This window comes from Mesorhizobium sp. ISC25, from assembly GCF_042295465.1.
GTDB lineage: Bacteria > Pseudomonadota > Alphaproteobacteria > Rhizobiales > Rhizobiaceae > Mesorhizobium.
In genome coordinates, this window is record NZ_CP135441.1 from 2993311 (window position 1) to 3005495 (window position 12185).

The window sequence follows — 12185 nt, forward strand, 5'->3', positions numbered from 1 at the left end:
CGTAGAGTGCCGCTCCGCGACCGTCAAGGCGATGGGGTCACCCCTTCGGCGCAGGCGCCGGCACGGGCTTTACGTTCGGGGTTTCCTGCGCCGTGTTGGATTCGATCGGCGGCAGGCCCTTCATCAATTTCTGCTGCAAGGTGGCAAGCACATCCGGGTCCGGCTTCAGGTCGCGGGCCTGGTTCCACTGGAAGGTGGCTTCCAGCTTACGGCCAACGCGCCAGTAGGCATCGCCGAGGTGATCGTTGAGTACCGGATCCTCCGGCTTCAACGAAACGGCGCGTTCCATTTCGCGCACCGCGTCGTCGAATTGGCCAAGGCGGTAATAGGCCCAGCCCAGCGAGTCGACGATGTAGCCGTCGCTCGGCCTCAGGTCGACGGCCTTCTGGATCATCGCGAGGCCTTCCTTGAGGTTCATGTTCTTGTCGACCCAGGAATAGCCGAGATAGTTCAGGACCTGCGGCTGGTCGGGATAAAGCTCCAGCGCCTTGCGGAAATTCGGCTCGGCCTTCGGCCATTCCTTCAGCCGCTCATAGGCGATGCCGCGCTGGTAGAAAATGTTCCAGTTGGCGGCGGTCGGCGTCTTCAGCACCTCGACCGCCTTGTCGTAAAGAGTGGCGGCGGAGCGGAAATCCTCCTTCGAGGAATAGACGCCGCCGAGCGCCAGATAGGCGCGCATGTCGTCGGGATGCGCATCGACGATGGCCTTGAGGTGAGCGATCGCCTCGTCGTTGCGGTCGAGATCGGCAAGATTGAGGCCAAGCTGCAGGTCCGAAAGCTCCTTCAGCGGCGAACCGGCCGGAATGCGGCTATAGAGCGCGATGGCCCCTTCGCCATCCTTCAACTGCTCGGCAACGGCGGCAAGCTGAACGAGCGCCGCGTCGTTGTCGGGCCTCAGCGCCAGCGCATATTGCAGATAGAGCCGCACGAACGGCTCGCCGCCGCCGCGGTTGAGCGCGGTGGCGAGATCAAGCAGGATTTCCGAGGCGCCGTCCGACGGACCGGCAACGAAGGGTTCGATCTTTTCGCCCTTGTTGATCTTGTCGCGAAGGGCTGCAATCTCGACCTTGCCGGGCGCAAACGCCTCGGCCTTGTCGAGCACCGACAGCGCCTTGGCCTTGTCGCCTTTGCGGGCGAGGAAAGAGGCGTAGGCCTGCGCGTTGCGCATCCATGTTTCGGGGGCCGCACCGCCTGCGGCCGTGTCCTGCAGGGTGGCGGTGTAGAGCGCATCCGCCCTGTCGGGCAGGCCGGAGGCGTCGGCAATCAAGGCCCGGTGGAAGGATTTGAACAGGCTGAACCAGTCGGGGCCCTGCAGCTTGTCGATGGAAGCCATGGCCTCGCCGGCGTCACCCGCACCCTGCTTGGCCCAGCCGGTCATGACGCCGGAGATCAGGCGATCGAGATCGGATTCGAGCGACAGCTTGAGCCAGTATTCGGCCTTGGAGAAACCTTTCTTGTGGAAGGAATCGATGGCCAGCGCCAGGCGCGAGAAGCGCTCGACGTCGGGAACCGCCTTGAGCTTGTCGGCATAGACCAGGGATTCATCGAAGCGCCCCTGCGCGATCAGCGACAGCATCAGGCTCTGCTGCAGTCCGGTATCGTTCGGATCGAAGGCAAGCGCCTGCTTGTAATAGGAAATGGCGCTGTCGAGGTCGTTGTCGCCTTCGGCAATCCGCGCGGCGAGATAGGCTCCCGAGAAGGATGTGATCCTGACCGGCTCGGCGGTCTGTTTGGCATGCGCCGGCAAAGCCGAGATCGCCATGCCCGTCGCGATTGCCAGCCCCGTCAGCCAGCGCGCATATCCTTGCCGCATCATATCCCTTTCAGCCAAACGCCATCTCCGCGTCAGCGGGATCGCCGTAGACTCGATCTTTACAGGTAAAGCATGGCCTTTTTGGGGTCGTGCTTCAACCCGGCCCGAATTCACAATCGGGTCAAGCAATTAATAAACCATGCCGAAAGGGGTCGCACGACCGCATTGCGACAATCCGGCAATGAGAAACCGGCGTCACGGCCCTGAAACTCAGGACGTTTGCGAAAGCCTTGCGTCGAGCGCCTGCATTGCGACGGTGACAAGATCGTGCAGCCGCTTTTTCGGCACGCCGTCGCGTGCCTGCACCGAAAGGCCGTGCATCAGCGTGGCGTAATAGTCGCCCAGCGTCTCGGCGTCGGTGTCCGGCTTCAATTCGCCATCGCGCACCGCTTGCTTCAACCGCTCGACGATCGATGCGGTACGCGCCAGCCGGTGCTCCGCCAGCCATTGCAGCACGGCGTCATTTTCGACGGCGCAATTGGTGGCGGCCGTCACCACCATGCAGCCCTGCGGCCGCCCCGGCCTTGTATAGATTTCGACGGCGTCGCGAAGCATGCGCTCGATGACGTGCCGGACGTTTGGTTCTTCCTCTAGCGCCCGCGTGGCAAAGCCGCCCTCATTGGCCTCGTAAAGCGCAACCGCTTCGCGAAACAGGTCCTCCTTCGAGCCGAAGGCGGCATAAATGCGCGCCGATGCGAGGCCAAGCGCCGATACGAGATCGGCCATCGAAGTGCCCTCGTACCCACGCCTCCAGAAGGCGTCGCGGGCTTTCTCCAGCGCCTGGTCGCGGTCGAATTCCCTTGGCCTGCCTGCCATGGCGGTCTCCAATTTTTGTCGATCAACAAATAATCCGCTTGACTTCGGATTGCAAATCTCAATTCTTTGTCGATCGATAAATAATTATCGACAAGGAGCCGACATGAGTTCACTCGATCAAGGCGCGCCGCTCGGGGCGATAACGCAAGGAGCAAGCAGGGCGAAACATGGCGCAACGCTGGCGCTCCTCGCCTTCGCGCAGCTCATCATCTCGCTCGACCTCAACATCGTCTTCGTGGCGTTGCCGGAGATCGGCGCCGGCCTGGGATTTTCAGGCCAGACGCTCCAGTGGGTGGTCAGCGCCTACACCGTGTTCACCGGCGGCTTCCTGCTGTTCGGCGGCCGGGCCGCCGACCTGATCGGCCAGCGCCGCGTCTTCATGTTCGCGCTCTGGCTCTACGCGCTCTCATCTCTGGTCGGCGGCCTCGCCTGGTCGCCGGAAATCATCATCGCGGCACGCGCCGTTCAAGGCATCGGCGCCGCGTTCCTGTTTCCGGCGACGCTGTCGCTGATCAACCGTCTGTTCGCCGAGGGACCGGAACGCAACCGGGCGCTCGCCGTCTGGGGCGGCGCAGGCGCCAGCGGCCTGACGCTCGGTTCGCTTGCCGGCGGGTTTCTGACCAGCGCCTTCGGCTGGCCGTCGGTCTTCTACGTCAACGTGCTGTTGGCCGGGATCGCCATCATCGCGGCTTTCGCCATCATTCCGCGTGACAGCAAGCCGCACGAGCAGCGCAGCTTCGATCTGCCGGGCGCACTGACCGTCACCGCCGGCGCGACGCTGCTTGTCTTCACCCTGGTTCAGGGGCCCGAATATGGCTGGGGCTCGACCGCAATCATCGTCAGCGCGGCACTGGCGGCATTCTTCCTGATCGCCTTCACCGTGATCGAGGCCAACAACGCCGATCCGCTGATGCCGCTGCGCCTGTTCCACAACCGCAGCCTTGTCGCGGGCATGACGATCACCTTCCTCTACATGGCCACTTTCGGAGCGCTGCCCTACTTCCTCACCGTGCTGCTGCAGAACGTGCACGGCTTCACCGCCTTGCAGACGGGCCTCGCCTTTCTCGTGCCGTCGGTCGCCATCGCCACCGGCACGCAAGCCGGCGAGCGTCTGGCGACGCGCTTTTCGACACGCTGCACGCTGGTCGGCGGCATGATCGTCGGCGCGGTCGGCACAGCATTGATGGTATCAGGCGCGACCGCGGAGAGCAGCTATCTGTCCCTGGTACCTGGCCTGATCGTCTCCGGCGTCGGACAAGGCATCGTCTGGACCGCTATGTGGATTGCTGCCGCTTCCGGTGTTGCCCACGACCAGCAAGGCGTCGCCTCGGGGATGGCTTCGACGACGCTCAATGTCGGCAACGCCATCGGCATGGCCGTGCTGATTGCGATTGCGAACAGCCAGATCGGCGAATTGTCAGGCGACGCCTTGAAGATCGCCGTCGCCGACGGCATCCGGGTCGCCTTCTGGCTCGCGGCGGCGGGCATCGTCGTCAGCCTGCTGGCAGCAATGGTGCTTCCGGCAAAGGCGCGATGAGAACAGGCGGCGTCCCGGCCTCGCGCCGCGACGCCTCTCAGTTCACCCGGCTGATGCAGAAATCGATGACGTCGATCAGCGCCGATTTCTGCGGCGTCGCCTCGAGCGGTGCCAGCGCGTCACGGGCGATCTCGCCGAAATGGCGGGCGCGCCCGATGGTGTCGGCAATCGCGCCGTGGCGGAGCATCAGGCCGATGGCCTTCTCCAGCCCGGCATCGTCGGCAGCATTGTCCTCGATGGCGCGCTTCCAGAAGCTGCGCTCGGCCTTGGTGCCGCGCCGATAGGCGAGGATCACCGGCAGCGTCACCTTGCCCTCGCGGAAATCGTCGCCGACATTCTTGCCGAGATCCTTGCTGGTGCCGCCATAATCCAGCGCGTCATCGATCAGCTGGAAGGCAAGGCCGAGATTCATGCCGTAGGAGCGGAGTGCTGCGCGATCGTTGCGCGTCGCCTGGGCGATGACCGGGCCGACCTCGGCGGCGGCTGAGAACAGCGCCGCGGTCTTGGCCTTGATCACCGCGAAATGCTCGTCCTCGGTGGTTTCGAGGTTTTTGGCGGCGGCAAGCTGCATCACCTCGCCTTCGGCGATCACCGAGGCCGCACTCGACAGGATGTCGAGCGCCTCCAGCGAGCCGACATCGACCATCATGCGAAAGGCCTGGCCGAGCAGGAAATCGCCGACCAGAACACTGGCCTGGTTGCCCCAGATCATGCGCGCCGTCTTCTTGCCGCGCCGCATGCCGCTTTCGTCGACAACGTCGTCGTGGAGAAGTGTCGCCGTGTGCATGAATTCGACCGATGTGGCGAGCTTGACATGGCCGTCGCCGGAATAGCCGAACATCTGGGCGGCGGCGAGCGTCAGCATCGGCCGCAACCGTTTGCCGCCGGACGAGATCAGATGGTTGGCAATCTCCGGGATCATCTCGACATCGGAGCCGGCCTTCGACAGGATCAATTTGTTGACGCGCCCCATATCGGCAGCAGTCAGGTCGATGAGGTCCTTGATCGAAGCGGCTTCGCGCTTCCCGTTTTCAATGTTGAGAACGACACCCACGGCAAAACTCCCAACCTCGATATGCACGACGGCAACATGGTCCCTGGACAGACTCTAGGGTGTCACCCACCGGCGCGGCAAGAGGCGAATTGGCGCGCCGGCTCTGGTACATGATCACGCCTACGTTTACATCAACGCCGCAAACTGCGAGTTTCATCCGATGATAGAGCTCATCCGCACCAACGACGCCGTCATCATTTCGTTTGTCGAATCGCTGATGCGCGATGCCGGTATCGGCTGTTTCGTCGCCGACCAGAACATGAGCGTGCTCGACGGCTCGATCGGCATCCTGCCCCGCCGTGTCATGGTAGACGCCGACAAGGCCGATGCGGCACGGCGCATCCTGACGGATGCCGGCATCGCCAACGAGATCCGCCAGAAATAATGTCCGCGTCGCCCGCTGCCCTTGTCCCGGACATGCCGGCCCATACGGTCGATGCCTTTCATCGCGGTCGCTTCTGGCTGGTGCAGCCGAGAAAGGCAGGCCATCGCGCCGGCATGGATGCGATGATGCTGGCGGCTGCCGTGCCGTCCTCCTTCGCCGGGCGGCTATCCGACTTTGGCGCGGGTGCTGGTGCCGCCGGCCTGGCGGTACTGTCGCGCTGCCCCGCTGCCGAGGCCGTGCTTGTCGAGCGTTCCCCGGAAATGGCGGCCTTCGCCACCACCACGCTTGCCCATCCCGGTAATGCGCATCTCAGCGATCGCGCCTCGGTGCTCGTCGCCGATGTCGCGCTTTCGGGCCGGGCGCGTACGGCCGCCGGCCTCGAGGACAACAGCTTCGATTTCGTTATCATGAACCCGCCGTTCAATGCCGCCGTGGATCGCGCGACGCCCGATCCGCTGAGAAAGGCCGCGCATGTCTCGGAGGATGGATTGTTCGACAGCTGGATCCGCAGCGCGGCCGCGGTGGTCAGGCCGGGCGGCGGGCTGGCCGTCATCGCCCGGCCGGAACAGCTCGGCGCCATCCTCGATGCCGTTGCCGGCCGCTTCGGCGACGCCAAGATGCTGGCCGTCCACCCTCGCCCCGAAGCGGCAGCGATTCGCATCGTCGTCCGGGCAGCACTCGGCGCACGCGGCAAACTGTCGATCCAGCCGCCGCTGATGCTGCATGCCTATTCAGGCAATGGCCCCTCGGAACGGGCAGAGCTGATCAATAACGGGCTGGCGTCGCTGTTCGGAGACTGATCCATTTTGATTGCCGGGGTGACGGCATTGCCGTTGGCCGGCGAATTCCTACATGCCTCAAGCAAATCGACCGGAGACCGCCCCCTCGTGAAACGCCTTTTCAACCGCCTGCTGCCGAAATCCTGGCGCTCCACCGTCGTAACCATTCCGGTCATCCGGCTGCACGGCACCATCATGCCCGGCGGCGGCCAGTTCCGGCCCAGCCTGTCGCTCGCATCCACCGCCGGTCTTCTCGAAAAGCTGTTTTCCTTCGACGCGCCGGCGGTCGCCATCTCGATCAATTCGCCAGGTGGTTCTCCGGTGCAGTCGCGGCTGATCTTCAGACGCATCCGCGACCTGGCGAGCGAGAAGAACAAGAAGGTCCTGGTTTTCGTCGAGGACGTGGCGGCATCGGGCGGCTACATGATCGCGGTCGCCGGCGACGAGATCTTTGCCGACCCGTCCTCCATCGTCGGCTCGATCGGCGTGGTGTCGGCCTCGTTCGGCTTTCCGGAGCTGTTGAAGAAGATTGGCGTCGAGCGCCGCGTCCACACCGCCGGCCAGAACAAGGCGGTGCTCGACCCGTTCAAGCCGGAAAAGAAGGAAGACGTCGAGCGCCTGAAGGCGCTGCAGCTCGAGGTCCACGAGACCTTCATCGATCTCGTCAAGGACAGGCGCGGCAGCAAGCTGAAGGACGATCCCGACCTGTTCACCGGCCTGTTCTGGACGGCCAAGAAGGGGCTCGAACTCGGGCTGGTTGATGCGCTCGGCGACATGCGCAGCGTGCTGAAGAGCCGTTTCGGGCCAAAGACCCAGCTGAAGCTGATCACCGCGCCGCGCGGCCTGTTCGGCCGCTTCGGCCTGTTCGGCTCGCGTTTTTCGGCGCCCGATATTGCCGCCGCCGCGGCAAGCGGCGTCATCGATGCGGCGGAAGAGCGCGCGCTGTGGGCGCGCTTCGGGCTTTGAAAAGCCGGTGAAAACGTCTAGCATAAATCATCAACCGACCCGACCGGCCGCCTTGCCGGCCTTGCGAGGGAGGAGTTTGACATGCCGCAGATCATTTTCTTCGCCGTCGTCGGCATTGCCGCCTATTTCGGCTACCGCTCCTTCGTCAGGGAAGCCGAGCGGGTGACCGCCAAGATACGTCTGGCCGAAAAGCAGACGGCCAACGGCACGATGGGAACACTGGTCAAGGATCCGAAGACCGGCGAATACCGTCTGGCCAAGGATTGACCGTCGTCCCCCTCGCGGCCGAGCCAATGAATTCCGGGGCCGGTATCCGGGCGTCGCATGCGCACGCCAAGATAAATCTCGCGCTGCACGTCATCGGCCGGCGCGCCGACGGTTATCACACGATCGAAAGCCTGGCTGTGTTCACGCGCTTTGGCGACCGCATCGAAACGGAACTTGCCGACAGCGATGGGTTTTCGATGTCCGGCAAATACGCCTCAGCGGTGCCGGCCGACGATAGTAACCTGGTGCTGAAAGCGCGCGACGCGCTGCGGCGGGAGGCCGGTCCCCAGCACGCGCCGGCTGTCGCCATCACGCTCGAAAAGAACCTGCCGGTCGCGTCCGGCGTCGGCGGCGGATCGAGCGACGCGGCGGCGGTGCTGCGCGCCCTGGTCCAGACCTGGGGACTTGATGTCGGCGATGCCGAACTGGCGCGGATCGGCCTGTCGCTCGGCGCCGACGTGCCGATGTGCATCGCCGCCAGACCGCTGATCGCCCGCGGCATCGGCGACGAGCTGACGCCCGTGCCGGATTTCCCGGCGCTGGGTCTGGTGCTCGTCAATCCCGGCACTGCCGTCTCGACGGCCGACGTGTTCGAGGCGCTTGGCCGCCGCGACAATGCGGGGCTGCCGCCGCTGCCGCGCAACCTCGACTTCCACAGCATCCGCAACTGGCTGGAGATCACCCGCAACGATCTCGAGCCTGCGGCGCGCGCTATCCAGCCCGCCATCGGCAAGGCGCTTTCCGTGCTCAACAAGGCCGGAGCCGGTTTTGCCAGGATGTCCGGTTCCGGCGCCACCTGCTTCGGCCTGTTCGAGACCGGCAATGTGGCCAAGCGCGCGGCGGTCGATATCCGCGGCCGCCATCCCGACTGGTTTGTCGCGGCGACGCGAAGCGTGACATCGAAGGCTGATGCCCATGGCCAGGATTGACGAGAGCCGCCCCTTCGTTCCCGTGCGCATCGCGGTACTGACCGTTTCCGATACGCGCAGCCTCGCCGACGACAAATCCGGGCAGACGCTTGCCGACCGCATTGCCGAGGCCGGCCATGTCCTGGCCGCCCGCGACATCGTCACCGACGACCGCGACAAGATCCGCGACAAGGTCCTGGGTTGGTCAAGAGACGAAGCGATCGATGTCGTCATCACCACCGGCGGCACCGGCTTCACCGGCCGCGACGTGACGCCGGAAGCGCTGGAGCCGATCTTCGAAAAGCGCATGGACGGCTTTTCCGAAGTGTTCCACCGCATCTCCTACGACAAGATCGGCACTTCGACGATCCAGAGCCGGGCAACCGGCGGCGTCGTCAACGCCACCTTCGTCTTCGTGCTGCCGGGCTCGCCGGGCGCCTGCAGGGACGCCTGGGACGGCATCTTGAAGCCGCAGCTCGACTATCGGCACATGCCCTGCAACTTCGTCGAGATCATGCCGCGCCTGGACGAACATTTGCGGCGCGGCTGAGGCGAGCCAAGGGGTCAGCCGGCTGATCCCTTCAGCGAATGACCGGCTCGCCGTGAAACCGGCGGCGCGACGGCGGCGACACGCCGAAGCCGACTTCCATCATCAGCCGCGGCGTGCGCGTCGGCACGGTACCCATATGGAAGCCGAACGGGTCCTCGACAAAGCCGAGACCGGCCTGCCCGGTCAGCGTGACCGGGCTCTGCTCGCCATAGACGCCCAGCACCTCTTCCGCCGAATGGCCGACCAGAAGCGTCAGCTGATGCTTCAGGATGCGGCGGTTGTGGGAGCCGCGGACATAGACATGCGGCCCGGTGTCGGCGTCGACCGGCACCAGGTAGAAAAAGAACTTCAGCATGCGCCAGTCGTCGAGGTCGAAATGGTATTTGCCGAGGGAGGCCATGTTCTTGTCGGCGTCCGAGACGCCACCGGTCGGAAAGCTCCACCAGATGCGGGTGGTGATCAGCTTGGCCTGACTGCCGAGATAGTGCGCCGCGACGTCGAGAAGCAGCGGATCGCGCTGCACGGCGACCGCCGCGCTGCAGTCGAGGACCCGCTCGAAGTAATGGCCGCTGAGGAGCGGACGGCCGAAATGCTTTTCGGCATCGGCGTGTTTTTCGGGCAGGAATTCCAGCCGGCGGTCGAAATTGCCGAAGCATGGCGTGTGCTCGGCGAAGCGGGCGATCTCCTCATGGATGGCGGCCGGCAGCATCAGGCCCGAATAGAGCCCCTCCGTCTGCAGCGCGCCAACGACGGCATCGCGATCGACGCCGGCGAACATCGTTTCACCGACATTGCGCGCCGGCGGAACGGGCTTCGCACCGCGCCAGTGCAGGCGCCGCGCCGGCATCGTGCGCGCCAGCATGAACATCGGCAGCCATGCCGGATTCTCGCGAAGGTCGGAAAGATAGGTCGGAATGCGGGCGGCGATGCGGCGCAGCGTACCGCCGTTGCGTGCGATCGCCTCGAGGCTTGCAGCGCCGGACTTGTCAGGGCTTGAAAGGGTCATCGGGGTCCTCAAAATGTCGAGGGAACAGCATCGACATTAGTCGTCGCCGCTCCGGCACACCCCAAACCCTATTCGCCCATATCGCTGGGAATGGTAACGCCCGGCCAGATTTTGTGCAATGCACAATAAGCGACGACCCGCCAGAAAATTTGCTTGGCCCCCGGACCGGGACGGTAAGCCGTCACTTCCGCGGCGCGACCCAGATCTCGGCGTGGAGCCTCCTGGTCGCCAGACCGCGGGCGATCGCTTCGGCGCTGCGGGCGTTCTTCGACAGCGCTGCGGCCTGACGCTTGCTGATCACCAGGCCTTCGGCGAGAGCGCGATTTCCGGCAAAGACGCGCGACAGGAACGGCGCGCGGCTGCCGCGTGCCCGCGAGAACCGCGCCGCCATGGTTTGCCTGGCGGTATGAGCAACGACCTCGTCGATCCAGCCCTCCCCCAGCCGCGCGCCCGGTTCCAGCAAAAGCAGCCAGTCGCCCTTGGCCTGCCTGATGCCGGCGGCGATGCCGCCGCTGACATAGTGGCAGCCGGCATGTTCGGCGACGCGGTGCGTCTGATCGGTCGAGCCGGTGTCGCAGACGAGAACGTCGCGCACCACGCCCTCGACGGCGCCGCCGATCAGCGAGGCGAGCGTGCGGGCAAGGCCCTCCTCGTCATTCAGGGTTTCGATCAGGACGCTAAGCATGTTTAGCCGAATAGCGGAAAGCGGTGGGCAGCGCCAGTTTTTGCGGCGCACCGCGAGAAAGTTCTTGCTTTGTTCTCATCGATGCGATAGGAATACATTCATGAGCAGAGCGATTCGACAGCGGGCGGACAGTCCCTGGGAGAGGGCCAAAATGGAACAGATCGTGCGTGCCGATATTGCAGCCTTCGGCGCTGGCAGGGCCGAGATAGCGAATGCGATGATCGAGCAGAGCGGCATGCGCGTCCGTCCGGACCGCAATCGCGGCAGGTCGGCGGGCATCAATCCGTCCGGCCGTTTCGAGCCGGTCAGCCGGCATGTGTTCGACGATGGCTGGAATTCGCTGGAAGAGCTGCCGCCGTTCAAGACCGAGGTACAGGTCGAGAAGCCGCGCACCATCATCACGCGCAACGAATCGCCCGACATCTCCTTCGACCGCTCGATCAATCCCTATCGCGGCTGCGAACATGGCTGCGTCTATTGTTTCGCGCGGCCGACGCACAGCTTCATGGGCCTGTCGCCGGGGCTGGATTTCGAATCGAAGCTGTTTGCCAAGCCGGATGCGGCGCGGCTGCTCGACAAGGAATTGTCCAGGGATAATTACCAGCCGCGCACCATCGCCATCGGCACCAACACCGATCCCTATCAGCCGATCGAGAAGCAATACCGGATCATGCGCGAGATCCTCGAAGTGCTGGAGGCGCGCGGGCATCCGGTCGGCATCGTCACCAAGTCGGCGCTGGTGACACGCGATATCGACATTCTGTCACGCATGGCCGAACGCGGGCTGGCCAAGGTGGCATTGTCGGTGACGACGCTCGACCGCACGCTGGCGCGCACCATGGAGCCACGCGCGTCGACGCCGACCAAGCGGCTGGAGGCGATCCGGCAGCTTTCGGATGCTGGCATTCCGGCCTCGGTGATGGTCGCGCCGATCATCCCCGGACTGACCGACCCGGAGATGGAGCGCATCCTCGATTCGGCGCAGGCAGCGGGTGCGCGCGAGGCCGGTTATGTGCTGCTGCGCCTGCCGCTGGAGGTCGCGCCGATCTTCAAGGACTGGCTGCTGCGCCACTATCCCGACCGCTATCGCCACGTCATGTCGCTGATCCGTTCGATGCGCGACGGCAAGGACTACGATTCGGAGTGGGGCAAGCGCATGAAAGGCTCCGGCCCGTATGCCTGGCAGATCGGCCGGCGCTTCGAGATCGCTGCCAAACGGCTCGGCCTCAATGCCGAGCGGCGCTCGCTGAGGACCGACCAGTTCGTCCCCGCAGCCAAGGCAACCGAGCAGCTGATGCTGCTGTGACAAAGCGTCTCGCGCCAGCCGCTTGAAGCGGCCGCAGCAGGCGAAAAGTCCCGTCCGGCCTGTCCTGTCCCCGGGCTTCCGACGGTAACCCTCCGGGTCCGGTGCCCCGCCCG

Annotated in this window: 13 protein-coding genes; 8 read left to right on the forward strand and 5 right to left on the reverse strand. The window is 64.7% G+C overall.

Annotation, left to right across the window (positions count from 1 at the left end; all coding sequences use genetic code 11):
- Positions 1-37: 37 nt before the first annotated feature.
- Together RQ479_RS14985 and RQ479_RS14990 are read right to left on the reverse strand one after the other, a co-directional pair.
- Positions 38-1813 (reverse strand): tetratricopeptide repeat protein, encoded by a 1776-nt coding sequence (locus RQ479_RS14985; RefSeq protein ID WP_376705948.1) that lies wholly within the window; start codon positions 1811-1813, stop codon positions 38-40.
- Between the two features lie 210 nt (positions 1814-2023).
- Positions 2024-2629 (reverse strand): TetR/AcrR family transcriptional regulator, encoded by a 606-nt coding sequence (locus RQ479_RS14990; RefSeq protein WP_376705664.1) that lies wholly within the window; start codon positions 2627-2629, stop codon positions 2024-2026.
- 103 nt (positions 2630-2732) lie between these two features.
- Here RQ479_RS14990 and RQ479_RS14995 point away from each other — a divergent pair, with 103 nt between their 5' ends.
- Positions 2733-4166 carry an MFS transporter gene (locus RQ479_RS14995; protein ID WP_376705665.1) on the forward strand — a complete coding sequence of 478 codons (1434 nt, stop codon included), beginning with the start codon at positions 2733-2735 and terminating at the stop codon, positions 4164-4166.
- A gap of 37 nt (positions 4167-4203) precedes the next feature.
- Here the strand turns inward: RQ479_RS14995 and RQ479_RS15000 are convergent, their stop codons facing one another.
- On the reverse strand, positions 4204-5220 hold the full coding sequence (locus tag RQ479_RS15000; RefSeq protein ID WP_292663011.1) for a polyprenyl synthetase family protein: 1017 nt from the start codon (positions 5218-5220) through the stop codon (positions 4204-4206).
- 160 nt (positions 5221-5380) lie between these two features.
- On the opposite strand from RQ479_RS15000, the gene RQ479_RS15005 reads away from it, so the two are divergent.
- From RQ479_RS15005 to moaB, 6 genes are all read left to right on the forward strand, one after another.
- Positions 5381-5605 (forward strand): DUF2007 domain-containing protein, encoded by a 225-nt coding sequence (locus RQ479_RS15005; RefSeq protein WP_023674082.1) that lies wholly within the window; start codon positions 5381-5383, stop codon positions 5603-5605.
- Positions 5605-6405, forward strand: coding sequence for a tRNA1(Val) (adenine(37)-N6)-methyltransferase (locus RQ479_RS15010; RefSeq protein ID WP_376705666.1), 801 nt, complete (start codon positions 5605-5607; stop codon positions 6403-6405). The genes RQ479_RS15005 and RQ479_RS15010 overlap by 1 nt, the downstream gene beginning before the upstream one ends.
- Positions 6406-6492: 87 nt before the next feature.
- Positions 6493-7350: a S49 family peptidase gene (locus RQ479_RS15015; protein ID WP_376705667.1), complete on the forward strand. Its 858-nt coding sequence runs from the start codon at positions 6493-6495 to the stop codon at positions 7348-7350.
- An 81-nt stretch (positions 7351-7431) separates the two neighbouring features.
- A complete protein-coding gene (locus RQ479_RS15020) occupies positions 7432-7617 on the forward strand; it encodes a hypothetical protein (protein ID WP_376705668.1) in 186 nt (61 codons plus the stop codon).
- 26 nt (positions 7618-7643) lie between these two features.
- Positions 7644-8546: a 4-(cytidine 5'-diphospho)-2-C-methyl-D-erythritol kinase gene (locus tag RQ479_RS15025; RefSeq protein WP_376705669.1), complete on the forward strand. Its 903-nt coding sequence runs from the start codon at positions 7644-7646 to the stop codon at positions 8544-8546.
- Positions 8533-9075 (forward strand): molybdenum cofactor biosynthesis protein B, encoded by a 543-nt coding sequence (gene moaB, locus RQ479_RS15030; RefSeq protein ID WP_352469055.1) that lies wholly within the window; start codon positions 8533-8535, stop codon positions 9073-9075. The genes RQ479_RS15025 and moaB overlap by 14 nt, the downstream gene beginning before the upstream one ends.
- Positions 9076-9106: 31 nt before the next feature.
- On the opposite strand, the gene RQ479_RS15035 is transcribed toward moaB, so the two are convergent.
- Positions 9107-10081, reverse strand: coding sequence for a hypothetical protein (locus RQ479_RS15035; RefSeq protein WP_352469056.1), 975 nt, complete (start codon positions 10079-10081; stop codon positions 9107-9109).
- Between the two features lie 181 nt (positions 10082-10262).
- Positions 10263-10766, reverse strand: a complete 504-nt coding sequence (locus tag RQ479_RS15040; protein ID WP_292664385.1) for a glycosyltransferase — start codon at positions 10764-10766, stop codon at positions 10263-10265.
- A gap of 151 nt (positions 10767-10917) precedes the next feature.
- On the opposite strand from RQ479_RS15040, the gene RQ479_RS15045 reads away from it, so the two are divergent.
- On the forward strand, positions 10918-12072 hold the full coding sequence (locus RQ479_RS15045) for a PA0069 family radical SAM protein (protein WP_376705670.1): 1155 nt from the start codon (positions 10918-10920) through the stop codon (positions 12070-12072).
- The last annotated feature ends 113 nt before the right edge of the window (positions 12073-12185 follow it).

Excerpts from the sequence above, each read along its gene's own strand:
- RQ479_RS14985 (WP_376705948.1), bottom strand. The coding sequence starts at position 1,813 with ATGCGGCAAGGATATGCGCGCTGGCTGACGGGGCTGGCAATCGCGACG.
- RQ479_RS14990 (WP_376705664.1), bottom strand. The coding sequence starts at position 2,629 with ATGGCAGGCAGGCCAAGGGAATTCGACCGCGACCAGGCGCTGGAGAAA.
- RQ479_RS14995 (WP_376705665.1), top strand. The coding sequence starts at position 2,733 with ATGAGTTCACTCGATCAAGGCGCGCCGCTCGGGGCGATAACGCAAGGA.
- RQ479_RS15005 (WP_023674082.1), top strand. The coding sequence starts at position 5,381 with ATGATAGAGCTCATCCGCACCAACGACGCCGTCATCATTTCGTTTGTC.
- RQ479_RS15010 (WP_376705666.1), top strand. The coding sequence starts at position 5,605 with ATGTCCGCGTCGCCCGCTGCCCTTGTCCCGGACATGCCGGCCCATACG.
- RQ479_RS15020 (WP_376705668.1), top strand. The coding sequence starts at position 7,432 with ATGCCGCAGATCATTTTCTTCGCCGTCGTCGGCATTGCCGCCTATTTC.
- RQ479_RS15025 (WP_376705669.1), top strand. The coding sequence starts at position 7,644 with ATGAATTCCGGGGCCGGTATCCGGGCGTCGCATGCGCACGCCAAGATA.
- moaB (WP_352469055.1), top strand. The coding sequence starts at position 8,533 with ATGGCCAGGATTGACGAGAGCCGCCCCTTCGTTCCCGTGCGCATCGCG.
- RQ479_RS15035 (WP_352469056.1), bottom strand. The coding sequence starts at position 10,081 with ATGACCCTTTCAAGCCCTGACAAGTCCGGCGCTGCAAGCCTCGAGGCG.
- RQ479_RS15040 (WP_292664385.1), bottom strand. The coding sequence starts at position 10,766 with ATGCTTAGCGTCCTGATCGAAACCCTGAATGACGAGGAGGGCCTTGCC.
- RQ479_RS15045 (WP_376705670.1), top strand. The coding sequence starts at position 10,918 with ATGGAACAGATCGTGCGTGCCGATATTGCAGCCTTCGGCGCTGGCAGG.